Raw genomic sequence first — 23,660 nt, 5'->3', positions numbered from 1 at the left:
TTATGTCTTTTACGCTTACAGGCCTTTGCGAATTTCGTGAAGAAATACGCAAAAGCCGCTTCATCACCTTAGCGGCGCCCATCACCAGCCCGCAGGACGCCCAGGCGTTTTTCGAGCAGCACAGCGACCTGAATGCCACGCATAACTGCTGGGCCTGGAAGCTCGGCGATCAATACCGCAGCAACGACGACGGAGAACCCGGTGGCACCGCCGGGCGCCCGATCCTCGCGGCCATCGAGGCGCAGGGTTTTGATCAGGTCGCGGTGCTGGTGATCCGCTGGTACGGCGGGATCCAACTGGGTACCGGTGGACTGGCCCGCGCCTATGGCGGCGGCGCCAATAAATGCCTGCAAAATGCCGAGCGCATCGAACTGATCAGCCGTGTGCCCCTGAGCTGCGCCTGTGGGTTCTCCGAGCTGAACCTGGTAAAGCTGCGTGTCGCTGAACTCGGCGGCCTGGTGATGGACGAAACCTTCACCGCCAACGGCGTGGAACTGCAGCTTGCACTGGGAGAAGCGCACATCGATACCCTGCAAACCCAGCTCGCCGACCTGAGCCGTGGGCGCATCCTGCTACAACGCTGAAACTGCTACTGTTATGCGCTGAACTCCCTGAACCGCGATTTCAAAGGAAGCCTTCATGTCTACGCCAAAAACCGCACTGATCATCGGCGCCTCACGCGGGCTGGGCCTTGGCCTGGTCAAGCAACTGCTCCAGGACGGCTGGGACGTGACCGCCACCGTGCGTGATCCGAACAAGGCCGATGCCCTGAAAGCCGTAGGGCCGGTACAGATCGAGAAGTTGGACATGGACGATCAGCAAGCCGTAATCGCCCTGGCCCAACGCCTGAAAGACCGCACCTTCGACCTGCTGTTCGTCAACGCCGGTGTCAAGGGCCCGGCGAACCAGGAGCCAGGCCATGCCACCCTGGCGGAAGTCGGCCAGCTGTTTTTCACCAACGCCGTGGCGCCGATCAACCTGGCCCAGCGCTTTGTCGGGCAGATCCGTAAAGACACAGGAGTGCTCGCTTTCATGAGCTCGGTACTGGGCAGCGTGACCATTCCCGACGGCTCGGACCTGGCGCTGTACAAGGCCAGCAAGGCTGCACTCAATTCGATGACCAACAGTTTTATCACCCAACTGGGCGATCATAAGCTGACGGTTCTGTCGCTGCATCCGGGCTGGGTGAAGACCGACATGGGCGGCGAAAACGCGCATATCGACGTCGACACCAGCGTGCGCGGCCTGGTGGATCAGGTGAATGCATACACTGGCAAAGGCGGCCATCACTTCGTGGACTACAAGGGCGACACCATCGCCTGGTAAGCAGCAAAGGGTCGTTATCGACTGATTGCCGTCGATAACGATCCACGCGTAAACTGCCCACCTCGCCCTCCCCGGCGACCCTGGATCAGCAGACAGGGCAACACTGAGCTGGCAAACCTGAACCCATCATTCAGAGGAGCCGGCCAATGCCTGCGACCCGTATCTGGTTAAAAAACCCCCTCGCGATCTTCACTGCCAATGGCCTCGATGCCCGTGGTGGCCTGGTGCTGCAAGACGGTGTGATCACCGAAGTGCTGGCCCAGGGCCAAGAGCCGGCACAGCCCTGTGCGCAGGTGTTCGATGCCCGCGAGCATGTGGTCCTGCCCGGGCTGATCAACACCCACCACCATTTCTACCAGACCCTGACCCGCGCCTGGGGGCCGGTGGTCAACCAGCCGCTGTTCCCCTGGCTGAAAACCCTGTACCCGGTTTGGGCACGGCTCACCCCGGAAAAACTCGCCCTGGCCAGCAAGGTCGCCCTGGCGGAACTGCTGCTCTCGGGCTGCACCACGGCGGCCGATCACCACTACCTGTTCCCCGATGGCTTGGAAAACGCCATTGATGTGCAGGTAGAAAGCGTGCGCGAACTGGGCATGCGCGCCATGCTCACCCGCGGCTCCATGAGCCTGGGCGAAGCCGATGGCGGCTTGCCGCCGCAGCAGACCGTGCAACAAGGCCAGGTGATCCTCGAAGACAGCCAGCGCCTGATCCGCGAGTACCACCAGCGGGGCGACGGTGCGCAAATCCAGATAGCCCTGGCGCCGTGCTCACCGTTCTCGGTCACGCCCGAAATCATGCAAGCCAGCGCCGAGCTGGCCAACAGCCTGGATGTGCGCCTGCACACCCACCTGGCGGAAACCCTCGACGAGGAGGACTTCTGCCTGCAACGTTTCGGCCTGCGTACCGTGGACTACCTCGACAGCGTCGGCTGGCTCGGCCCACGCACCTGGCTGGCCCATGGCATTCACTTCAACCCGGATGAAATCGCGCGCCTGGGCGCTGCCGGTACTGGCATCTGCCACTGCCCAAGCTCGAATATGCGTCTGGCCTCCGGTATCTGCCCGACCCTGGACCTGCTCGCCGCCGGTGCCCCCATTGGCCTGGGCGTGGACGGTTCCGCTTCCAACGACGCGTCGAACATGATCCTTGAAGCGCGCCAGGCCCTGTATATCCAACGCCTGCGGTATGGCGCAGAAAAGATCACCCCCGAAGGCGTGCTCGGCTGGGCGACCAAGGGGTCGGCGCAGTTGCTGGGCCGCACGGATATCGGTGAATTGGCCGTGGGCAAACAGGCTGACTTGGCGTTGTTCAAGCTTGATGAGCTGCGCTTCTCCGGCAGCCACGATCCGATTTCAGCGCTGCTCTTGTGCGGTGCGGATCGAGCGGACCGGGTGATGATTGGCGGCCAGTGGCGAGTCATCGACGGGCAGGTCGAAGGCCTGGACCTGAAAGGTTTGATCGCCGATCACACCCAGGCGGCGCGGCAGTTAATCGCCGGAACCTGAGCCAAACGAGGATCAAAGTGTGGGAGGGGGCTTGCTCCCGATAGCGGTGGGTCAGCCAACCTATATATGACTGAACCACTGCCATCGGGAGCAAGCCCCCTCCCACATTTGGCTCTATGGCGTTCTTAAAATCTGGTTATAACCCCAACAGCGACAACATGATAAAGGTCGCAAACAGCACAAAATGGGTCATCCCTTCGATGGCATTGGTCTCACCATCGTTGAGGTTGATTGCGCTGACAATCAGCGTGATAAACACCATCACGGTTTGCACCGGCGTCATCGCCATCTGGAACGGCTGGCCGGTATAGAGCGCCATGGCTTCCATCACCGGCACCGTCAGAATCACCGTCGACAACGAGGCACCCAACGCGATGTTCACCACCGACTGCATGCGGTTGGCCAACGCGGCGCGCAGTGCCGTCAGGATTTCCGGCGCAGCGGAGATAGCCGCCACCACAATCGCCGTGATCACCGGCGGAGCGCCCGTGCCTTCCAGGCCCAGGTCGAGGGTCTTGGACATCACCTCGGCCAGTGCACCAATCACGATCACCCCAAACACCAAGGTGCCGATGGAAAACGCCAGGTTGACCGGCGGCGCCTGCTCGTATTCCGGGGTTTTCTTGCGGCGTTTTTCCGGGTAGCTGTAGCTGAAGAAATAACTGTGCGGCCCAACCTGCATGCGCAGGAACAGGGTGTACAGCACCACCATCGCGCCAATGGTGAAGGCCGAGTAAATTTTCCAATCCGCTTCGGGGATAAATTCCGGCACCACCATCGACACGCCCATGGCGGTGAGGATCATCACGCTGTAGGTGCGTGCCGAGTCATCGTTGTAGGACTGCTCGCCATGCTTGATGCCGCCCATCAACGCGGCCAGGCCGAGGATGCCGTTGATATCGAGCATCACCGCCGAGTAAATGGTGTCGCGCACCAGTGTGGGCGATGGCTCGTTACTCATCATGATCGCCAGGATCACCACTTCCACCAACACCGCGGCGAGGGTCAGGATCATGGTGCCATAGGGGTCACCGACTTTTTCTGCCAACTGCTCGGCGTGATGCGCCACGCGCATCGAGGCCATTACGATAAACGCGATCAGCGCAACGCCGGCCAGCAGCGCCACCAGTTGCCCGCTGTGAAGCATCCAGTGCTCCAAGGGGTAGGCGGCAATCGCGGCGATCAGCGCCAGCAGCATGAATTTTTCTTGCTTGAGGGATGTGAGCATTCGGGGCCTTTTCGTACAGCGAATCAGTCATTGATGGGGTACAGACTGCGCCAAGCCGCTAACGTTTCGTTACACCTTAGTTCACGTCACCCTTGCGTGAGTGACACAAATACTCTCCTGCTGGTCAGGTTTTGCCGATTATTTCGGCCATGGCCTGTAGAATGCCGCCATTGCACCTGATGAGAATTTAGAAAATGTACGATTGGCTCAACGCCCTGCCCAAGGCTGAATTGCACCTGCATCTGGAGGGTTCGCTGGAGCCTGAGTTGCTGTTCGCCCTGGCCGAGCGCAACAAGATTGCGCTGCCGTGGAACGACGTCGAAACCCTGCGCAAGGCCTACGCCTTCAACAACCTGCAAGAGTTTCTCGACCTGTATTACAAAGGCGCCGATGTACTGCGCACGTCCCAGGATTTCTACGACCTGACCTGGGCCTACCTGCTGCGCTGCAAAGCACAGAACGTGATCCACACCGAACCGTTCTTCGACCCGCAAACCCACACCGACCGTGGCGTGCCGTTCGAAGTGGTGCTCAACGGCATCGCCGCTGCGCTTAAAGATGGCGAGCAGCAACTGGGCATCACCAGCGGCCTGATCCTGAGCTTCCTGCGCCACCTGAGCGAAGCCGAAGCCGAGAAAACCCTAGACCAGGCCTTGCCATTCCGTGACGCGTTCGTGGCCGTGGGCCTGGACAGCTCGGAAATGGGCCACCCGCCGAGCAAGTTCCAGCGCGTGTTCGACCGTGCCCGTCACGAGGGCTTCCTGACCGTGGCTCACGCCGGTGAAGAAGGCCCACCCGAGTACATCTGGGAAGCCCTCGACCTGCTGAAAATCCAGCGCATCGACCATGGCGTGCGCGCCATCGAAGACGAGCGTTTGATGCAGCGCATCATCGACGAGCAGATCCCGTTGACCGTGTGCCCGCTGTCCAACACCAAGCTCTGCGTGTTCGACGACATGGCCCAGCACAACATCCTCGACATGCTCGAGCGTGGCGTGAAGGTGACTGTGAACTCGGATGACCCGGCGTACTTCGGCGGCTATGTCACCGAGAACTTCCACGCGCTGTACACCTCCCTGGGCATGACCCAGGACCAGGCCAAACGCCTGGCGCAGAACAGCCTGGATGCGCGGCTCGTAAAACCATAACCGGCAATCACTGACTGAATGCAGTCTAAATGTGGGGCGGGCTTGCTCGCCCCACATTGGTTTTGTATTGACCTTTAGATTTCGGTGAGCTCTTCCAGGGTCTTGCCCTTGGTTTCCATCCCAAACACCCAGACCACCAGCGCCGCCACCGCAAAACACAGCGCGCCCAAGGCAAATACCCCGCCCTGCCCGGTTATCGGGAACACCAGCCCGGTCACCAATGGCCCCAGCAACGAGCCGACCCGGCCTATCGCCGACGCAAACCCGGAGCCCGTCGCCCGCGCCGAGGTGGGATACAACTCCGGCGTGTAGGTGTACAGCACCGCCCACATGCCAAACAGAAAGAACTGCATCAACAGCCCGGAAGTAATCAGCAGGCCTACGTTGCCGCCAAACACCGCGCTCTGCCCATACAAAAATGCCATTACCCCACCGCCCAACAACGTCACGACGCACACCGGCTTACGCCCCCAGCGTTCGACCAGCCACGCCGCCATCAGGAAGCCCGGAATCCCGCCAAGGGAAATGATCACCGTGTAATACACCGACTGGGTCACGGCAAAACCCGATTGCTGCAACAACGCACTCAGCCAGGACGTCAGTCCGTAGAACCCGAGCAAAGCAAAGAACCACACACTCCAGATCATCATCGTGCGCTGGCGGTACTGCGCCGACCAAAGCTGCTGAAACGCGGAGAAGAAAGTCCCCGGCACCGTATCGACGCGTGGCAGGGCAATCGGCTCAGGCAAATCAGCGCGGCCCAGTGAATCGCGCACCTTCTGTTCAATACCCAGCAAAACCTTGTCCGCCGCGTCATGCTTTCCGGCCTGTTCCAGCCAACGCGGCGACTCCGGGATAAAGAACCGGATGGCCAACACAAACACCGCCGGCACCGCCAACACCAGGAAGATGTCGCGCCAGCCAATCACCGGCAACAGGAAGTAAGACAGCACGCCCGCGGCCACAAAGCCCAACGGCCAAAAACCATCCATCAACGCGATATAGCGCCCGCGCCGTTTGGCGGGAATCAGCTCCGACAGCATCGACTGAGCAATGGGAAATTCCATGCCCATGCCAATGCCCAGCAGGATACGAAACAACGTCAGCGTCTCCACCGTCTGCGCCGTGGAACACAGGTAGCTGGCGACGCCCCACAACACGATGCTCCACTGGAACACCGGCTTGCGCCCGAAGCGATCAGCGAGCATCCCGGAGAGCGAAGCGCCGACCACCATGCCGAAAAAACTCGAACTGGCCAGCAGCCCGGCCTGGGCCGTACTCAAGCCAAACTCGGTTTTGATCGAACCTAACAGGAAGGTCATCATCGCCAGGTCCATGGAGTCGAAGAAAAACGCCAAGGCGATGATGATGAAAACGACTCGGTGGTAACCGCTGATGGGCAACCGTTCCAGCCGTTCTGCCGCGCTATAGCCCTGCCTACCCATGCCGCACCCCCAGTGTGAAAAATCCCCCTGGCGAGTGTGCGGCATCGTTTGCCCTGGCTATTGCTGGATGCGACCTGACTGCAACTCTGAACGACGCGTTCTTATCGTGCCGCCAGCCGGTTGATTTCCTCAACCCCTGCATCGTTGACCAATAACGCCCGTGACTCATTGATCACACTGATCCAGTTCGCCTGCAGAAACAGCTGCATCAACCCTGCCCCCAACGCACCGCCCAAGTGTGGTTGCTGCTGGCTCCAGTCGAAACAGTCGCAGACCAACGGCGATGCCAGTGCTTGGGTAAAAATGCCCAGGTCCGCCAAACGCTGCGTGCCCTTGACCGTAACCTCGGTACGCTGCTCATGGCGCTCGATCCATCCGGCCGCGAGCATCCGTTGATACAGCCCTGCCGCCACCTCGCCGCCGAGGTGGCCGTGGCACCAGCGGGCGCGACGCAGCAGCGGCGGTGCCAGCAACGCCGGTGGCGAAGCATCCGGTGTGCTACGCGCCGCACTGGCCATGGTGGTGCTGGCCAGCGCATCAATCGCGGCACTGACATCCGCAGCTGCCACGCGAAACAGCCGCTTGCCCCGGCGGGCCTCGATCCGCAGCAGGCCGCTGCCGGTCAGCCGCGCCAAATGCGCATTGGCCGACGCCGGCGACAAACCGGCCAGCGTCGCCAGCTCATCTGAAGATTTCGCCGAACCGTCCATCAAGGCCCAGAGCATGGCCGTGCGTTTGGGCTCGGCGAGCAAGCTGGCGATCTGACTGATGCAAGGTGCTGCTTCCATGTATTCACTCCCTGTTAAACCATTGTTCTGCTGCGGTTGACGCCGAAGTATAGGTGCGCAGGCCGCCGGTTCCGCGGCGTCTGACAGCGCAGATCAGGACAGGATATGAGGGAAACTTCCGACCGTGGCGCAGGCTATTGCCCTTTGGCCATTCGCCCCGGTCGTTGCGCGGTCAATGTCGCACAACGGGACACGAGCATGTCCCGCAGCAAATTGATGGGTTTGCTCAATTGCGCGCGGTGGGCACATAGCAGGTTGAGTGGCGTGCGCTCGCCCTGCAGCTCCGGCAGAATCAGACGCAAGCGCCCGGCCAGCACGTCGGTGCTTACATCCAGCCAGGACTTGTAGGCAATGCCCATCCCTGCCACCGCCCAGCGGCGCACAACATCGGCATCATCACTGAAGCGGTCACCGCTGACCGTCAGGCTGACGTGACGCTTGCCGTCGTAAAAACCCCAGTGGTCATGCACGCGGCTGCCAAGCATGTACAGCAGGCAATTGTGCTGGGCCAGTTGTTCCAGATAGCGCGGCTCGCCATGCCGGGCGAGGTAACTGGGCGCGGCACACAGCACACGAATATTGTCCGGGGCGATGGGCAGCGCAATCAGGCTGGAGTCTTCGGGCTCGCCATAGCGCAAGGCGATGTCCACTGGCTGGCGGAACAGGTCGGCAATGCGATCGCCCAGTAACAGGCGCACGTTCAATTGCGGGTGTTGCTGCTGGAACTCATCCAACCACGGCACCAACTGATTGCGACCGAAATCCGACGGTGCCGACAATTGCAGCACGCCACTGACATGGTCCTGGCCGCTGGCCAAGAGGCGCCGCCCTTCGTCCAGCGCACTCAATGACGCACGCGCATATTCCAGGAACCCCTCGCCTTCGGCGGTCAGGCGCAGGCTGCGGGTGGAACGCGCCAGCAAGCGCGTGCCCAGTTGCTGTTCGATACGCTTGAGCGCGGCGCTGGCCACTGCGGGCGACAGGTCCATGACCCGCGCAGCCGCCGACAGACTGCCCAGGTCTGCGGCCCGCACAAACAACTGCAAATCATCAAAACGCAGCATGTAATCCCGCCCATTATCAAAATCTGATTGAAACAGACTGCTGTTTTAGCCGCTTTTATCTGCGTAGGAAATAGCCAATCATCTGCCCATCCCGTTATCACCCGTATCACACCGCCCATTTATCGGAGCCATCATGAAAGCCATCGCCTACTACGCCTCACTGCCGATCAACGATCCAGAATCCCTGCAAGACATCGAACTGCCGGCGCCCGTGGCCGGCCCGCGTGACCTGTTGGTGGAAGTCAAAGCCATCTCGGTCAACCCGGTGGACACCAAAGTGCGCCAGAACGTCGCCCCGGAAAATGGCGCTGCCAAGGTGCTGGGCTGGGACGTAGCCGGGGTGGTCAAGGCAGTCGGCAGCGAAGTGACGCTGTTCAAGGCCGGTGACAAGGTGTTCTACGCCGGCTCCCTGGTACGCCCAGGCGGTAACAGCGAACTGCACACAGTGGATGAGCGCATCGTCGGCCATATGCCCAAGAGCCTGGGGTTCGCCGAAGCCGCCGCACTGCCGTTGACCGCCATTACCGCGTGGGAGTTGTTGTTCGAGCGTTTGCAGGTGCAAGAAGGCAAGGAAGATCAAGGCCAGAGCCTGCTGATCGTCGGCGCCGCCGGTGGCGTGGGGTCGATCCTGACTCAACTGGCCAACCAACTTACCGCGCTGAAAGTCATCGGCACCGCGTCGCGCCCCGAAACCCAGGATTGGGCCAAGGCCCTGGGCGCACACTTGGTGATCGACCACAGCCAGCCGTTGAGCGAAGCGCTGAAACAGGCCGGCCAGCCGCACGTGACCCACGTCGCCAGCCTGACCCAGACCGAGCATCACCTGGATCAACTGGTGGAAGCCCTGCAACCCCAAGGCAAGCTGGCGCTGATCGACGACCCCAAGGCGCTGGATGTGAGCAAGCTCAAGCGCAAGAGCCTGTCGCTGCACTGGGAGTTCATGTACACCCGGTCGATGTTCGAGACGCCGGACATGATCGAGCAACACAACCTGCTCAACCGCGTGGCCGAGCTGATCGACGCCGGCACCCTGAAAACCACGGTGGGCGAGCACTTTGGTGTGATCAATGCGCAAAACCTGCGCCGTGCCCACGCGCTGCTGGAAAGCGGCAAGGCCAAGGGCAAGATCGTGCTGGAAGGATTCTGAAAAACGTCTGTCAGCGTCGTCTGTTATTCCTGTGAGTAATGGACGACACCATTAGTCCGAGAGTTGATCCTTGTCATATTTGTGAGGGGATTGGGGTTTATATTGGCCGCCTTTGCCACGATTCTTTTACGTGAGGAAGTCAGCAATGAAGATCCTGATAAAAGCGTTAGCAAAATCCCCAGGCAACCAATGGCAAGTTCGCCTCGACGGCGAAGCCATCACCTTCCGCAGTGAAGCCGAGGCCCGCGCCTTCGCCGATACCCTGCAAGCCCGGATCCAGGCCCCCCACCGCTTTCCCCTCAGCCAGCAACGCTGCGCCGCTGGCTGACCCGTATTTCAGACCTGCGCCTGCGCGGCCCTTGCCCGTTGCAGGCGCTGGGTCGACATCGCAATCGTCACTGCCAGCACACCGCACAAGCTGATGACCATGGCCATTGGCATCGCTGTGCCGTCGTGCAACACGCCAACCATCGACGCCGCACCTGCCGCCACGCCGAACTGGATGCACCCGAGCAACGCTGACGCACTGCCGGCCCGCGCACCCTGCCCGCTCATGGCACACGCCGAGGTATTGGGCAAAATGCAGCCCAGGCTGGCGATACAGATAAACAGCGGCACCAGCAACGGCCACAGGGCCTCGGTGCGCAGCGCTGCGATCCCCAGCAGGCCCAACGCTGCCGCCACATACACCCACACGGTACGCGACAGCAAAAACGCCGGGCCGCGTTTGGCGAGCAATCGCGCATTCAGCTGTGCCACCAGGATAAAGCCGGCGGCGTTGGAGCCGAACAGCCAGCCGTAATGCTCGGCAGGCACGCCATAGAGTTTGATGAATACGAAAGGAGAACCGGCGATGTAGGCAAACATCCCGGCAATCGAGATGCCGCCGGTCAATGCATAACCGAGGTACACCCGGTCCGACAATAGCGAACCATAGCGACGTAACGAGCCAGACAATGGCTGGCGTGGCTGGTGGGCCGGAAAGGTTTCCGGCAATCCAACCGCCACGGCAATGGCCGCCAACACGCTGAACAACGACAACGCCAGGAAGATCGATTGCCAGCCCCACACTCCGACCATCAACCCACCCGCCAATGGCGCGAGAATCGGCGCCAGGCCGGTCACCAGCATCAGTTGCGAATACACCTTGGCCGAGCCCACCGCATCGCATTTGTCACTGACTACCGCCCGGGAAATCACCATGCCCGCGCAACCGCCGAGGGCCTGCACGAAGCGCGCACCGATCAACCATTCCAGGGACGGCGCATAGGCGCAGGCGAAGGACGCGAGGGTAAACAGGGTGACGCCGCTGAGCAGCGGCACACGCCGGCCAAAGCGGTCGGCCAACGGGCCGTAGATCAATTGGCCAATGGCCAGACCAGCGAAATACACCGCCAGGGTCAACTGGATATGTTTTTCATCGGTGGCAAAGGCCGTGGCCATGGCCGGAAAGCCTGGCAGGTAAAAATCGATCGCCAACGGCGCGAAGGCGCTCAAGGCGCCCAGAATCAGGATTATGCGAAGGTTCATCAGACACCCAAGTGAGTCGGCAGCTCGACAGTCTAGCCGCGCTTGGGTGCCGTGAACATTACGTTAGGTCGCTAACTATCGGAAAACTTACGCCAACTTGGCGATGTAGCCTTCCTCGGTGATCAGTTGGATAACCTTCTCCGACGGCAGACTGCTTGCTACGCGTACTTCTTTAGCGGCCAAGTCGACTTCGACACTCGCCGCCGAATCCTCGTCCTGTACCGCCTGGGTCACCGCACGAACGCAATGGCCGCAGGTCATTCCTTCAACACTGAATATTTGCATGACATGACTCCTTTGATGAGGTTGTACCCAGTCTCGAGCTTGCCACGATGGTAAGGTCAAGTTTCAAAAAAATCGGTCGGGCTGGTATTCGATGGCTGCGTCGGCCAAGCTTCAACTTTCCTCGCTGTGAACCACGGAGCATTCGCCATGCGCTGGTCGTTTTTTGCCCTTGCCGGCCTGATGAGCTTATCTGCTGCTGCGCCCCAGGCCCTCGCCGCTGAAGATTATGCGGTGCTGATCATTTCCCGCGAACGCCTGGAAGTGCCAACCAACTGCGAGATCGGCCTGTATATCCAGGACCAATTGGCCGGGCGCCTGTTCCAGGAACAGGCCACCTCGTTCAATCTACCGGCGGGCAATGTGTCGCTGCGGCTCAAGCTGTTGCCGGGTCAGTCCCAAGGCTGCCTGCCTGGTTTGCTGGCGCCACCGGCGCAGAACATCACCTTGAAGGCCGGCGATGTACGCAAATTGCGTATCGCCCAGGGCCCGGATGGTATGTACCTCAAGCCTGCGGCATTGGAATACTGAAGACGCTTGACCTTCCCCACAGGTTAAGGTTGATCCTAGGGGCAACTTCTCCTGGAGGACTGCCCCATGAATGGATCCACCACGTTTGACCTGCCCATCGGCGGCATGACCTGCGCCAGCTGCGCCGGCCGCGTCGAGCGCGCGCTGGGCAAGGTGCCGGGGGTGCAGCGTGTCAGCGTCAACCTGGCCAACGAACGCGCCCATATCGAAGTACTCGGCCAGATGGACGCCAGCGTGTTGATCGCAGCGGTCGACAAAGCCGGCTACACCGCCACCCTGCCCCAGAGCGAAATCGCCACCGAAGCCGACCAGGCCCGACGCTTGCGCCGCGAGCGCTGGGCGCTGGTGGCGGGGATTGTTTTGGCGTTGCCGCTGGTGCTGCCGATGCTGGTGGAACCCTTCGGCCTGCACTGGATGCTCCCCGCCTGGATACAGTTCGCCCTGGCCACGCCGGTGCAATTCATCCTGGGTGCGCGCTTCTATGTCGCCGCGTGGAAAGCCGTGCGCGCCGGCGCCGGCAATATGGACCTGCTGGTGGCGATCGGCACTAGCGCCGGCTACGGCCTGAGCCTCTATGAATGGCTCACCGCCTCCCCAGGCGTGACACCGCACCTGTACTTCGAAGCCTCAGCGGTAGTCATCGCCCTGGTGCTGCTGGGCAAATACCTGGAAAGCCGTGCCAAACGCCAGACCGCCAGCGCCATCCGCGCCCTTGAAGCCTTGCGTCCGGAACGGGCGATCCGCGTGCAGGACGGCCGCGAAGAAGACGTCGCGATCAGTGCGTTGAAGCACGGTGACCTGGTGCTGGTCAAACCCGGCGAACGCTTCCCGGTGGACGGTGAAGTGGTGGAAGGTCAAAGCCATGCCGATGAAGCACTGATCAGCGGCGAAAGCCTACCGGTGCCCAAACAACCGGGTGATGCCGTCACCGGTGGCGCCATCAACGGTGAGGGCCGCTTGCTGGTGCGTACCCTGGCCCTGGGTGCAGAGAGCGTGCTGGCCCGCATCATCCGCCTGGTCGAAGACGCCCAGGCCGCCAAGGCGCCGATCCAGAAACTGGTGGATAAAGTCAGCCAGGTATTCGTGCCTGCCGTGTTGGTATTGGCGCTGATCACCGTTGTGGGCTGGTGGTTGTATGGCGCGTCGCTGGAAACAGCGATCATCAATGCGGTGGCGGTGCTGGTGATCGCTTGCCCTTGCGCCCTGGGCCTGGCCACACCAACCGCAATCATGGCCGGCACCGGCGTCGCCGCACGCCACGGCATTCTGATCAAGGATGCCGAAGCCCTGGAGCGCGCCCATGCCGTGAGCGCTGTGGTATTCGACAAGACCGGCACCCTCACCTCCGGCGCGCCGAAAATTGCGCACTTGGCGGCGGTGGATGGGAACGAAGCGCTCTTGTTGCAACAGGCCGGCGCCTTGCAACGCGGCAGTGAACACCCACTGGCCAAGGCCGTGCTGGATGCTTGCCTGGAGAAAGGCTTGGACGTGGCTGATGTAAGCGCCAGCCAATCACTGACCGGGCGTGGCATTGCCGGTACGCTGGATGGCCGGCCATTGGCGCTGGGCAATCGACGCTTGCTGGAAGAAACCGGCTTGAGCATGGGTGAACTGAGCCAGCGCGCCAAGGATTGGGAAGCCGAGGGCCGCACGTTGTCATGGCTGATCGAGCAAGGCGCGCAGCCTCGCGTGCTCGGCCTGTTTGCCTTTGGCGACACCCTCAAGCCCGGTGCGCTGGAGGCCGTGCAGCAACTCAAGGCGCAGCACATCAGCAGCCACCTGATTACTGGCGACAACCACGGCAGTGCCCGGGTCGTCGCAGAGGCATTGGGTATCGACGATGTGCATGCCGAAGTACTGCCCGCCTACAAAGCTGCTGCCGTTGCCGAGCTGAAAAAAACCGGCGTGGTCGCCATGGTCGGCGACGGCATCAACGACGCCCCGGCCCTGGCGGCCGCCGATATCGGCATCGCCATGGGCGGCGGCACCGACGTGGCCATGCATGCCGCCGGTATCACCCTGATGCGTGGCGACCCGCGCCTGGTGCCGGCCGCCCTGGAGATCAGCCGCAAGACCTACGCAAAAATTCGCCAGAACTTGTTCTGGGCCTTTGTGTATAACTTGATCGGCATTCCCCTGGCCGCCTTCGGCCTGCTCAACCCGGTGCTGGCCGGCGCCGCGATGGCCTTGTCCAGCGTCAGCGTGGTGAGCAATGCACTATTGTTGAAAACCTGGAAACCAAAGGACTTGGAGGATCAACGCCCATGAACATCGGCCAAGCGGCCCGCACCAGCGGGCTGAGCGCAAAGATGATTCGCTACTACGAATCCATCGGCCTGCTGAAAACGGCCCATCGCACCGACAGCGGCTATCGCCTGTATGGTCACGACGACCTGCACACCCTGACGTTTATAAAACGCTCACGGGACCTGGGGTTTTCACTGGAGGAGGTCGGCAAGCTGCTGACCCTGTGGGAGGACCGGCAGCGGGCCAGCGCCGACGTAAAAGCCTTGGCGCGCCAGCACATCGACGAACTGAATCATAAGATTCGCGAGTTGGGGCAACTGCGCGATACGTTGCAGGACCTGATGGAGCACTGCCAGGGCGATCATCGGCCCGATTGCCCGATTCTCAAGGAGTTGGCGGCGGGGAACTGCTGCGCCTGATGCTCTGGCTGGATACACACAATTCAAATGTGGGAGGGGGCTTGCTCCCGATGAGGGAGTGTCAGTAAACACATCTGTCGCTGACACACCGCCATCGGGAGCAAGCCCCCTCCCACATTTTGAACCTCATCTATCCTGAGATCACTGCATCCAAGGCGGCGGCGGTGGCTCGTCCGGTACTTTGCTCGGTGGCGCATCATCGGCCGCGCGAATCGCCTGGCGACGCTCTTCATCCAGCCGCGCCGCTTCGATTTCGCGGATCACACCGCCCACGTCCGCGAGTTCTTCCGGTTCGTCGAACTCACCGGTCAACACACTGGCCGGGTGCAAGGTGCCGGCTTCGTACAAGGCCCACATTTCTTTGGCGTACTTGGTCTTCTTCAATTCCGGGGCAAAGCGCCCGAAGTAGGAAGCCATGTTGCCCACGTCCCGCTCCAGCATGCTGAACGCGTGGTTGTTGCCCGCCGCATCCACCGCCTGGGGCAGGTCGATGATCACCGGGCCCGTTGGTGTGAGCAGTACGTTGAACTCGGACAGGTCTCCGTGCACCAGGCCGGTGCACAGCATCAGTACGATCTGTGAGATCAGGAAGGCGTGGTATTCACGCGCCTGGTCCGGTTCCAATGTCACGTCGTTCAAACGCGGCGCCGCGTCGCCATACTCGTCGGCCACCAACTCCATCAACAGCACGCCTTCGAGGAAGTCGTACGGCTTGGGCACGCGAACGCCCGCACCGGCCAGACGGAACAACGCCGCGACTTCAGCATTCTGCCAAGCGTCTTCGGTTTCTTTCTTGCCGAACTTGGAGCCCTTGGCCATGGCCCGGGCCTGGCGGCTGTTACGGACCTTGCGGCCTTCCTGGTATTCGGCCGCCTGACGAAAACTTCGTTTGTTCGCCTCCTTGTAAACCTTGGCGCAACGCAATTCGTTGCCGCAGCGCACCACATAAACAGCTGCTTCTTTACCACTCATGAGTGGGCGCAGCACTTCGTCGACCAGACCGTCTTCGATCAGGGGTTCAATGCGTTTAGGAGTCTTCATCAGCTTTTATTGTGGGTCCTGTATTACCAAACACGCGTGTGGCACTCGTTATACGGCAATCGGCTCGCCGGTGGGAGAGGCTACCGACCTCTGACCACTCAAGAATGCATGCAATGGGCCAATTTTTTCGGCAATCAGCGCTCGATAATCGCCGTCACCCCTTGCCCGCCCGCGGCACAGATCGAAATCAGCCCACGCCCCTTGCCCGCCGCATCCAACAATTTGGCGAGGTTTGCGACGATGCGCCCACCGGTGGCAGCAAATGGATGGCCCGCCGCCAGGGAGCTACCCTTGACGTTGAGCCGGCTGCGATCGATAGACCCCAGCGCAGCGTCCAGGCCCAGGCGGGTCTTGCAATAGTCCGCATCTTCCCAAGCCTTGAGCGTGCACAACACCTGGGCAGCGAAGGCTTCGTGGATCTCGTAGTAATCAAAGTCCTGCAAGGTCAGGCCGTTGCGGGCCAGCAAGCGCGGCACCGCATACACCGGCGCCATCAACAGGCCCTCGGCGCCGTTGACGAAGTCCACCGCCGCCGCCTCGCCATCACGCAGGTACGCCAGGATCGGCAGGCCACGTTCCTTGGCCCAGGCTTCACTGCCCAGCAGCACCAGAGAGGCACCATCGGTGAGCGGCGTGGAGTTGCCGGCGGTGAGCGTGCCCTTTTCGCTGCGCTCGAAGGCCGGCTTGAGGCTGGCGAGTTTTTCCAGGGTCAGGTCGGGACGCAGATTATTGTCGCGAGTGAGGCCGAGAAATGGCGTGAGCAAATCGTTGTGCCAGCCTTCGGCGTAGGACGCAGCCATCTTCTGATGGCTTTCCAGAGCCAACTGATCCTGCTCGGCGCGGGGAATCTGCCAGGTCTGCGCCATCAACTCGCAGTGCTGGCCCATGGACAAGCCTGTGCGCGGCTCGCCATTGCGCGGCAGTTCCGGCTTGAGGTGCTGGGGACGAAGTTGTAACAAGACTTTTAATTTATCCGCCATGGTTTTACTGCGATTGGCTTGCAGCAAGATCTTGCGCAGCCCTTCATTTACCCCAATCGGCGCATCCGAGGTGGTATCCACCCCGCCAGCAATCCCGCATTCGATCTGGCCCAGGGCGATTTTGTTAGCCACCAGCAACGCCGCCTCCAGCCCGGTGCCGCAGGCTTGCTGGATGTCGTACGCAGGCGTTTGCGGTGACAGGCGCGAGCCGAGCACGCATTCGCGGGTCAGATTGAAATCACGCGAATGCTTGAGCACCGCGCCGGCGGCCACCTCGCCGATGCGCAGGCCGTGCAGGTTGTAGCGCTCGATCAAGCCCTCCAGTGCGGCGGTCAACATCGCCTGGTTACTCGCCGTGGCATAAGGGCCATTGGAACGGGCGAAAGGAATGCGGTTACCGCCAATGATCGCTACACGGCGCAATTGAGTCATGGAAAGCTCCCTTGTGGAGGTGGGTGGAATCATCAAGCCTAGCCTAGGCTCAATCGAACGACTGCCACCCCAGGGTGGTCAACCCTTTGAACCCCAGCCTTCGGAGAGCGTTCCATGTCTGACCGTTATATCGACTTCGCCAACTCAAGCCTCGGCCATCGCCTGGTCGCCGCCATTGGCCTGCCGTCACCGGTGCGCCTGGAACGCTGGCAAGCCGGACGCCTGCGCCCGGTCGACGGCGCACTGCTGCTCGGCGGCGGCACGCTGACGACCAAGGTGCTGGCATTTGCCAATCGACTGACCGACGCTGTCTACAGCTACGGCACCGAAGCCTCGACGGCGCCTGCATGGATTCCCGGCCACGGCCCCAAGCTCAAGGCGGTAGTGTTCGACGCCAGCGACTTGCAGCACACCGATCAGCTCAAGCAACTGCGTGAGTTCTTCCAGCCGCTGCTGAAAAACCTCGACCACAGTGCACACCTGGTGATCCTCGGCCGTGCGCCGGAAAGCCTCAGCGATCCCTTTGCCGCCAGTGCCCAGCGTGCCCTCGAAGGTTTCAGCCGCTCCCTGGCCAAGGAACTGCGCAGCGGCGGTGTGTTGCAGTTGCTGTATGTGGGCGACGGCGCCGAGGACCAATTGGAAGGCGCGCTGCGGTTTTTCCTGTCGCCGAAAAGCGCTTACATCTCGGGCCAGGTGATTCGCCTGACAGCCTGTGACACTCCCGTCGAGGACTGGACGCGCCCTCTGGCTGGGCGCAAGGCCCTGGTCACCGGCGCCGCCCGTGGCATTGGTGCATCCATCGCCGAAACCCTGGCGCGCGACGGTGCCGAGGTGATCCTGCTCGATGTGCCCCAGGCCAAGGCCGATCTGGAGGCCCTGGCCGCGCGCCTGAATGCGCGCACGGTGGTGCTGGATATCTGCGCCGAAGACGCCGCCAGCCAACTCGTCGAGCACTTGCCCGACGGGCTCGACATCCTGGTGCACAACGCCGGCATTACCCGTGACAAAACCCTGGCCAACATGACCCCGGAATACTGGGACGCGGTGCTGGCGGTCAACCTCAATGCGCCGCAGGTACTGACCAATGCCCTGCTCGACAGCGGCAGCTTGCATGACAACGCGCGGGTGGTGCTGCTGGCTTCCATCAGTGGCATCGCCGGTAACCGCGGGCAAACCAACTATGCCGCGAGCAAGGCCGGGTTGATCGGCCTGGCCCAGGCCTGGGCGCCCCTGTTGAAGGCGCGTGGGATCAGTATCAATGCCGTGGCGCCGGGCTTTATCGAAACCCAGATGACCGCGCATATTCCATTCGCCCTGCGTGAAGCCGGGCGCCGCATGAGCTCCCTGGGCCAGGGTGGCTTGCCCCAGGACGTGGCCGAAGCCGTGGCCTGGCTAGGTCAGCCGGGTTCCGGTGCGGTCAGCGGCCAAGCGCTGCGGGTGTGTGGGCAAAGTCTTCTGGGAGCGTGAGCATGCAATGGCAAACCTTGGACAGCACACCGTCTCTACTGCCGCTGTATTGGCGGGCGGCGCTCAAGCGCAAGATTACCGGCAGCACATTGCCCGAACACGGTTTGCGCTGCCGGGTCAGCGTCAATCCCAGGGCCATCGCGGCGTACCGCAAGGTCTGTGGGTTTGCCGACAGCCCGATGCTGCCGGCAACGTATCCGCACATCCTGGCGTTCGGCCTGCAGATGCAACTGCTGACTGACAAGGCATTTCCGTTTCCGCTGCTGGGGCTGATTCACCTGAGCAATCGCATCCGCGTTCATCGGCCGTTGGGTGGCGTGGGCGATCTGAGCGTCGGCGTCTACGCACACGACCTCAGGCCTCACGCCAAGGGCGCAACCTTTGAGATTGTGACCGTCGTCGAGGATGCCCTTGGGTTGCTGTGGGAAGCCGACAGCCAAATGCTGTGTCGGGGCGTGAAGCTTGATGGCGAGGCAGTGGATAACACCTTGCAGGTGCCAGGCCCGACCATCGAGCTGACACGTTGGAAAGCACCTGCCGATATCGGCCGCCGCTATGCCCGCGTGTCCGGCGATTACAACCCTATCCACCTCAGTGCACCGACGGCCAAGTTGTTCGGCTTCCCCCAGGCCATTGCCCATGGGCTGTGGAACAAAGCGCGTACGCTCGCGGCGTTGGGAGAACATCTGCCGGTGGCCAATATTGAAATCGAGGTGGAGTTCAAGAAGCCCGTTCGCCTGCCCAGTGAAGCCATATTGATGAGCAGCGCCGCTGGCTCCAGTGGTGAGCTGGAGCTCAAAGGCAAGGGGGACATTCAACATATGCTTGGCAAGTGGCACCCGATCGCCTGAAATGGCCTGATTAATTGTATATATACACCTTAAGTTATAGCGGACCTCACAAGGTCCGCCTATTTATTCAACTCATTGATTTAGAACCTCTAACAATTAATTAGCCGCCTACCACTACACCCTTCGCATTAGTCACTAAGCCGACTAAGAACTTGTGTATATAAATCGTTAATACCAAGTTGAGCGTTGCGCGAAAGAGTGCCCGGGTCTGTGATAACCACACGGACAAACCTATCGCTATCCCTAGAAATAGCGAAGGTTTGAAACAACCAAGGTTGTACCAGGTGCAAGGAACTCAATCATGAAAACTCAAGTAGTGTTTTGGAAAGCAAGTACCGCGCTGGCCCTGATCATGGCGATGAGCCTCGGTGGCTGCAGCAGCGGTGGCGGCGGGCATCATAGTGATGTTGCAGCATCCTCTCCGGACGCCGGCGCAGGTGGCGGCACTGGCGGCGGCGACGGCGGTACGGGCGGTGGTACCGGTGGCGGCACTGGCGGCGGCGACGGCGGCACGGGCGGCGGAACCGGTGGCGGCGACGGCGGCACGGGCGGCGGAACCGGTGGTGGCACTGGCGGCGGCGACGGCGGCACGGGCGGCGGAACCGGTGGTGGCACTGGCGGCGGCGACGGCGGCACGGGCGGCGGAACCGGTGGTGGCACTGGCGGCGGCGACGGTGGCACGGGCGGCGGAACCGGTGGCGGCACTGGCGGCGGCACTGGCGGCGGCACTGGCGGTGGTACTGGCGGTGGTACAGGTGGCGGCACTGGCGGCGGCACTGGCGGCGGTACTGGCGGTGGAACCGGCGGCGGCACAGGCGGTGGCACTGGCGGCGGTACGGGTTCGACAACTACCCCGCTGGTCACTGGCCAGATCGCCGGCACCCTCGGCACTACCGTGGGCAATGTAGGCACAGCCGTCGGTAATCTCGGCTCGACCTTGAATGGTGTGCCCATCGTCGGCGTAACCGCTGGCGGCCTAGTGACCTCGGCAGGCACCGCCGTTAACAGCATCGGCAGCGGTGTAACTTCAGGCCTGGGCTCTCTGGGTACCAACAGCAATTCCCTGGGCAAAACTGTCGCCGGTGTCGGCAACGGCGTGGCCGACCTGGGCGACGGCCTGTCGACCACAGGCAAATCGCTGTCAACCACCCTCGGCGGTGTCCCCGTAGTCGGCGGCTTGACCGGCGGTGTCGGCGGCGCGGTGGGTGGCGTAGTCGATAAAGTCGGCACCACGGTGACGATGCTCGGCGATACCCTCAGCACTGCCAGCACTACGGGCCCGCTGGGCTCGTTGACCAACACCGTTGGCGGCAAAGTCGTGGTGCCGGTCGTGTCGCTGGTGGAAAACACCACGGGCAACCTCGGCAAGGCCACCGGCCTGGGTAACCCAGTCAATGGCCTGCTGGATAAAGTCGGCTCGACCGTCACCGGCCTGGGCACTCAAGTCGCCAGTACTGGCGGCACAGGCAACCCGGTCACTGGCATTGTGGGTACCGTGCTGACTGGCGTCGGCGGCACACTCGATAAGTCGGGCGGTTATGTCGCTCCAGCAGGCGGCGCCTCGGCTCCCGGCATACCGGAGCTGGTGGGTGGCCTGGTGTCTAACGTAGGCACCGGCCTGAATGTAGGCAATACCAACGGCACCGTCAGTGCAGCGGGTGTAACCGGCGGCGCACTGGGCAATACCATCGCTTCCGTAGGTACTGTCCTGGGTGGCACCGGTGTGGCTAACACTGGCGCCACGGCACCGGTCGCAGCGGTGGCAACCAATGTCGGCGCAGCCCTGAACCCCGTGACCTCCGGCGTCACCGCTCTGACGCAAAACATTGGTACTACCACCGGCGTTGGCGCTCCGGTGAACGGCCTGGTGACGCAAGTCGGCGGCGCGGTCAGCAGCTTGGGCACCAACCTGACCACAGCCAATGCCAACCCGGTCACTAACACCCTCGGCACTACCGTAACAGCGGTCGGCAACACTGTAGGCTCGGTGGGTGGCTTGGTTACCGGTGGCACCGGTGGCACCAGCGGTGGCCTGCTCGGCGGCCTGAACATCGGCGCCAGCGCCACGGCCAGTGGCAGTGCAAGCACAGCAGGAGGCGCCACTACAGGAGGCACTACAACCGGTGGACTGGGCGGTCTGTTGAACGGCCTGACTGGCAAAAAATAGAATTGCACCTGGCCGATTAGACGGCCTCACCTACAGCGCCTACGCTTGGTTGAGACGAGAGACCCTAAATAAGTCTCTCGTCTTTTTTATGGGCGACGCCTTGTGTGATGAGCCGCCGCCCTCCCGAACCGTGTCCCAGAACCCGGCGGGCCCGAAACGCTGCTGCAGTTGACCATGGAGTGTCCTATGCGCGTGTTGACGCCGTTGTTATTGCTTACCCTCGGTGCCTATGTACAGGCCGAGCCCCTTCCCAGCTTTTTGAACAGCAACGACACTATTCGCACCTTGCCGGTCCCCAACCTGCCTGCCGACGCCTATCGACCGGCCACGCCGCAAACCCAGGTACCTGAAGCGCCGCCGACGGCCGGCCAGCCCCTGCTGATGGACACCAAGGTCACCATCCGCAAGCTGCAGATCGAGGGTGGGACGATCTACCCGCTCACCGAGACGGCCAAGGCCTACGAGCCTTTGATTGGTCGTGAGACCAACCTCGCGCAACTGATCGAAGCCACCCGCAGCATCACCCGCCGTTACCAGCAGGACGGCTACCTGCTGTCATACGCATTCCTGCCGCAACAGAACTTCGAAAACGGCCTGGTCCGCGTGGTCCTGGTGGAGGGTTACATCAAGGACTATCAACAAACTGGCGACATCGGTTCGGTGTCGGCCTACGTCGACAAACTGGCGAATAAACTCCTCGCTGAGCGCCCCCTGACGCGCAAGACCTTCGAGCGCTACACCACCCTGATGAGCCGCATCCCCGGCCTGACGGTACAGGCGCAAGTGCCACCGCCGGGCACCACCGATGGCGCCACGCACATGCAGATCCAGGCCAGCCGCAAGCCCTTCACCACGAGCATGAGCCTGGTGGAAAAAAACCGTGGCGGCACCCAGGCGTTGCTCAGCGCCACCAGCAATTCCCAAACCTTCCTGGGCGAACAGCTCACCGTCAGCGGCCTGTTCCCGCCGGGTGAGGATAAAGAGCATTACTACCGCGTGGACTACAACCAGTTCATCAATGCCGAGGGCAGCCAGCTCACACTGGCCGCCGAACGTTACCGCGCCGACCCCAACGCCAATGTGCAACTCGACGGCGGCTTCGAACTCAAACCGCACCAGTCCGTCGATCGCTACTCCATTGGCCTGAGCCATCCGCTGATCGCATCGCCCACCGAGTCGTTGACCCTCGGCACGCGCCTCTACGCCGTCGACCAGACCACGCGCTACAAACTGGTGGGCTACCCGTTGCGCTTCGACATCGAATCCAACCTGCGCGCCCTGGCGTTCGAGGGTGATTGGCGCAAGGCTGACGCCCGGCAATTGCGCATTCTCAGCGGCGGCCTGTACCAAGGTATCGACGGGTTGGGCGCTAAAGCCCGCAGTGATCTGGACGTGGCGAAACCCGACCTCGACTTCTTCCGCCTGCGCCTGTCCGGCGTGCAAAGCAACAAGTTCTTCGATAACTGGCAAGGCGTGCTCTCAGGCGCGTTCTACTGGAGTAATGACACCCTGCCAGACAGCGAGCGTGCTACCTTCGGCGGGCAAAATTTCGGTCGTGGCTACCCTGATGACCAAGGCTCGGGCGACAAGGGCTGGGGCGTGGCCTATGAGGTCAACTACAGCTTCAACCGCGCCGGTGAGTGGGTGAAGGTCCTGCAGCCTTACGTGGTACTCGACCGTGCCAAGACGTGGTTCAACGAACTGCCGGTCAAGGCTAACGACATGTCATCGGCGGCCGTGGGCCTGCGCTTTGGCGACAACAAGTACTACAACATTGCCCTGGAAGCGGCCAAGCCGATGTCGGACATCGCCCTGGACAGCTACAACCGGCGGCCGCGGTATACGTTGAGTTTCAGTTATCAGCTTTGACGAGATGGATGCATTTTTGGTTTTTTTGATTGAGTACATATCCGTTGCTGCGGTAACGGCCACTTAGGGTTCCGCTCTTACATGAACTGCCCCCCAAAAGTTGGACAGGAGACGCTATTGATTTAGTGCCTGGGTCCGAAATTGTATCGGACTCAAGCCATTCAGTCTGAGGCTTATGCGGTCTTGGTTGTAG

The 23,660-nt window shown here is 61.7% G+C and carries 22 protein-coding genes; 13 read left to right on the top strand and 9 right to left on the bottom strand.

Annotation, left to right across the window (positions count from 1 at the left end; all coding sequences use genetic code 11):
- Nucleotides 1-2 precede the first annotated feature (2 nt).
- From JFT66_RS28960 to JFT66_RS28950, 3 genes are all read left to right on the top strand, one after another.
- Nucleotides 3-584: an IMPACT family protein gene (locus JFT66_RS28960; RefSeq protein ID WP_034119724.1), complete on the top strand. Its 582-nt coding sequence runs from the start codon at nucleotides 3-5 to the stop codon at nucleotides 582-584.
- Between the two features lie 55 nt (nucleotides 585-639).
- Entirely contained in the window at nucleotides 640-1,326 is a 687-nt protein-coding gene (locus JFT66_RS28955; protein WP_034119723.1) for an SDR family oxidoreductase, read from the top strand.
- A 146-nt stretch (nucleotides 1,327-1,472) separates the two neighbouring features.
- Complete coding sequence (locus JFT66_RS28950; protein ID WP_153839998.1) at nucleotides 1,473-2,831, top strand: 8-oxoguanine deaminase; 1,359 nt, start codon at nucleotides 1,473-1,475, stop codon at nucleotides 2,829-2,831.
- A gap of 136 nt (nucleotides 2,832-2,967) precedes the next feature.
- On the opposite strand, the gene JFT66_RS28945 is transcribed toward JFT66_RS28950, so the two are convergent.
- Nucleotides 2,968-4,059, bottom strand: coding sequence for a calcium:proton antiporter (locus tag JFT66_RS28945; protein ID WP_198860581.1), 1,092 nt, complete (start codon nucleotides 4,057-4,059; stop codon nucleotides 2,968-2,970).
- A gap of 194 nt (nucleotides 4,060-4,253) precedes the next feature.
- Here JFT66_RS28945 and JFT66_RS28940 point away from each other — a divergent pair, with 194 nt between their 5' ends.
- Nucleotides 4,254-5,207, top strand: coding sequence for an adenosine deaminase (locus tag JFT66_RS28940; RefSeq protein WP_153839997.1), 954 nt, complete (start codon nucleotides 4,254-4,256; stop codon nucleotides 5,205-5,207).
- A gap of 74 nt (nucleotides 5,208-5,281) precedes the next feature.
- Here JFT66_RS28940 and JFT66_RS28935 read toward each other — a convergent pair whose 3' ends face one another.
- The 3 genes from JFT66_RS28935 to JFT66_RS28925 all read right to left on the bottom strand — a co-directional run bounded on the left by JFT66_RS28935 (nucleotide 5,282) and on the right by JFT66_RS28925 (nucleotide 8,504).
- On the bottom strand, nucleotides 5,282-6,652 hold the full coding sequence (locus JFT66_RS28935) for an MFS transporter (protein ID WP_153871472.1): 1,371 nt from the start codon (nucleotides 6,650-6,652) through the stop codon (nucleotides 5,282-5,284).
- A 101-nt stretch (nucleotides 6,653-6,753) separates the two neighbouring features.
- Nucleotides 6,754-7,440: an ArsR/SmtB family transcription factor gene (locus JFT66_RS28930; RefSeq protein ID WP_034119718.1), complete on the bottom strand. Its 687-nt coding sequence runs from the start codon at nucleotides 7,438-7,440 to the stop codon at nucleotides 6,754-6,756.
- Between the two features lie 134 nt (nucleotides 7,441-7,574).
- Nucleotides 7,575-8,504 carry a LysR family transcriptional regulator gene (locus tag JFT66_RS28925; protein ID WP_198860580.1) on the bottom strand — a complete coding sequence of 310 codons (930 nt, stop codon included), beginning with the start codon at nucleotides 8,502-8,504 and terminating at the stop codon, nucleotides 7,575-7,577.
- 133 nt (nucleotides 8,505-8,637) lie between these two features.
- On the opposite strand from JFT66_RS28925, the gene JFT66_RS28920 reads away from it, so the two are divergent.
- Together JFT66_RS28920 and JFT66_RS28915 are read left to right on the top strand one after the other, a co-directional pair.
- Nucleotides 8,638-9,651: a zinc-binding alcohol dehydrogenase family protein gene (locus JFT66_RS28920; RefSeq protein WP_034119716.1), complete on the top strand. Its 1,014-nt coding sequence runs from the start codon at nucleotides 8,638-8,640 to the stop codon at nucleotides 9,649-9,651.
- A 145-nt stretch (nucleotides 9,652-9,796) separates the two neighbouring features.
- Nucleotides 9,797-9,979 (top strand): hypothetical protein, encoded by a 183-nt coding sequence (locus tag JFT66_RS28915; protein ID WP_034119715.1) that lies wholly within the window; start codon nucleotides 9,797-9,799, stop codon nucleotides 9,977-9,979.
- Nucleotides 9,980-9,987: 8 nt separating this feature from the next.
- Here JFT66_RS28915 and JFT66_RS28910 read toward each other — a convergent pair whose 3' ends face one another.
- On the bottom strand, nucleotides 9,988-11,181 hold the full coding sequence (locus JFT66_RS28910; RefSeq protein ID WP_198860579.1) for a multidrug effflux MFS transporter: 1,194 nt from the start codon (nucleotides 11,179-11,181) through the stop codon (nucleotides 9,988-9,990).
- An 87-nt stretch (nucleotides 11,182-11,268) separates the two neighbouring features.
- The gene (locus tag JFT66_RS28905) at nucleotides 11,269-11,466 is read right to left on the bottom strand and encodes a heavy-metal-associated domain-containing protein (protein ID WP_034119712.1); all 198 of its coding nucleotides are present in this window, start codon (nucleotides 11,464-11,466) and stop codon (nucleotides 11,269-11,271) included.
- Nucleotides 11,467-11,613: 147 nt separating this feature from the next.
- Between JFT66_RS28905 and JFT66_RS28900 the strand changes: the two genes are divergently transcribed.
- The 3 genes from JFT66_RS28900 to cueR all read left to right on the top strand — a co-directional run bounded on the left by JFT66_RS28900 (nucleotide 11,614) and on the right by cueR (nucleotide 14,660).
- Nucleotides 11,614-11,994, top strand: coding sequence for a hypothetical protein (locus JFT66_RS28900; RefSeq protein WP_153839995.1), 381 nt, complete (start codon nucleotides 11,614-11,616; stop codon nucleotides 11,992-11,994).
- Nucleotides 11,995-12,060: 66 nt separating this feature from the next.
- Nucleotides 12,061-14,262, top strand: coding sequence for a heavy metal translocating P-type ATPase (locus JFT66_RS28895; protein ID WP_153839994.1), 2,202 nt, complete (start codon nucleotides 12,061-12,063; stop codon nucleotides 14,260-14,262).
- Nucleotides 14,259-14,660, top strand: coding sequence for a Cu(I)-responsive transcriptional regulator (gene cueR / locus JFT66_RS28890; RefSeq protein WP_034119709.1), 402 nt, complete (start codon nucleotides 14,259-14,261; stop codon nucleotides 14,658-14,660). Before JFT66_RS28895 ends, cueR begins: the two co-directional genes overlap by 4 nt.
- A 141-nt stretch (nucleotides 14,661-14,801) precedes the next feature.
- On the opposite strand, the gene JFT66_RS28885 is transcribed toward cueR, so the two are convergent.
- Nucleotides 14,802-15,701, bottom strand: a complete 900-nt coding sequence (locus JFT66_RS28885) for a PA4780 family RIO1-like protein kinase (protein ID WP_034119707.1) — start codon at nucleotides 15,699-15,701, stop codon at nucleotides 14,802-14,804.
- Between the two features lie 134 nt (nucleotides 15,702-15,835).
- Nucleotides 15,836-17,113, bottom strand: a complete 1,278-nt coding sequence (locus tag JFT66_RS28880; protein ID WP_153839992.1) for an acetyl-CoA C-acetyltransferase — start codon at nucleotides 17,111-17,113, stop codon at nucleotides 15,836-15,838.
- Nucleotides 17,114-17,227: 114 nt separating this feature from the next.
- Between JFT66_RS28880 and JFT66_RS28875 the strand changes: the two genes are divergently transcribed.
- The 4 genes from JFT66_RS28875 to JFT66_RS28860 all read left to right on the top strand — a co-directional run bounded on the left by JFT66_RS28875 (nucleotide 17,228) and on the right by JFT66_RS28860 (nucleotide 23,467).
- Nucleotides 17,228-18,580, top strand: a complete 1,353-nt coding sequence (locus JFT66_RS28875) for a 3-oxoacyl-ACP reductase (RefSeq protein WP_198860578.1) — start codon at nucleotides 17,228-17,230, stop codon at nucleotides 18,578-18,580.
- Nucleotides 18,581-18,582: 2 nt separating this feature from the next.
- Entirely contained in the window at nucleotides 18,583-19,431 is an 849-nt protein-coding gene (locus JFT66_RS28870; RefSeq protein WP_198860577.1) for a MaoC/PaaZ C-terminal domain-containing protein, read from the top strand.
- Nucleotides 19,432-19,732: 301 nt separating this feature from the next.
- Nucleotides 19,733-21,598, top strand: a complete 1,866-nt coding sequence (locus tag JFT66_RS28865; protein ID WP_198860576.1) for a collagen-like triple helix repeat-containing protein — start codon at nucleotides 19,733-19,735, stop codon at nucleotides 21,596-21,598.
- Nucleotides 21,599-21,784: 186 nt separating this feature from the next.
- Nucleotides 21,785-23,467, top strand: coding sequence for a ShlB/FhaC/HecB family hemolysin secretion/activation protein (locus JFT66_RS28860; protein ID WP_153871480.1), 1,683 nt, complete (start codon nucleotides 21,785-21,787; stop codon nucleotides 23,465-23,467).
- A gap of 114 nt (nucleotides 23,468-23,581) precedes the next feature.
- On the opposite strand, the gene JFT66_RS30345 is transcribed toward JFT66_RS28860, so the two are convergent.
- Nucleotides 23,582-23,660: IS3 family transposase (locus JFT66_RS30345; protein WP_198860566.1), on the bottom strand; the 79-nt coding region annotated here is incomplete at its 5' end.

Source organism: Pseudomonas sp. MF6755, from assembly GCF_016405635.1.
Taxonomy (GTDB): domain Bacteria; phylum Pseudomonadota; class Gammaproteobacteria; order Pseudomonadales; family Pseudomonadaceae; genus Aquipseudomonas; species Aquipseudomonas haemolytica.
Note: the sequence above shows the minus strand (reverse complement) of the source record. Positions and strands in the feature narration are given on the sequence as shown.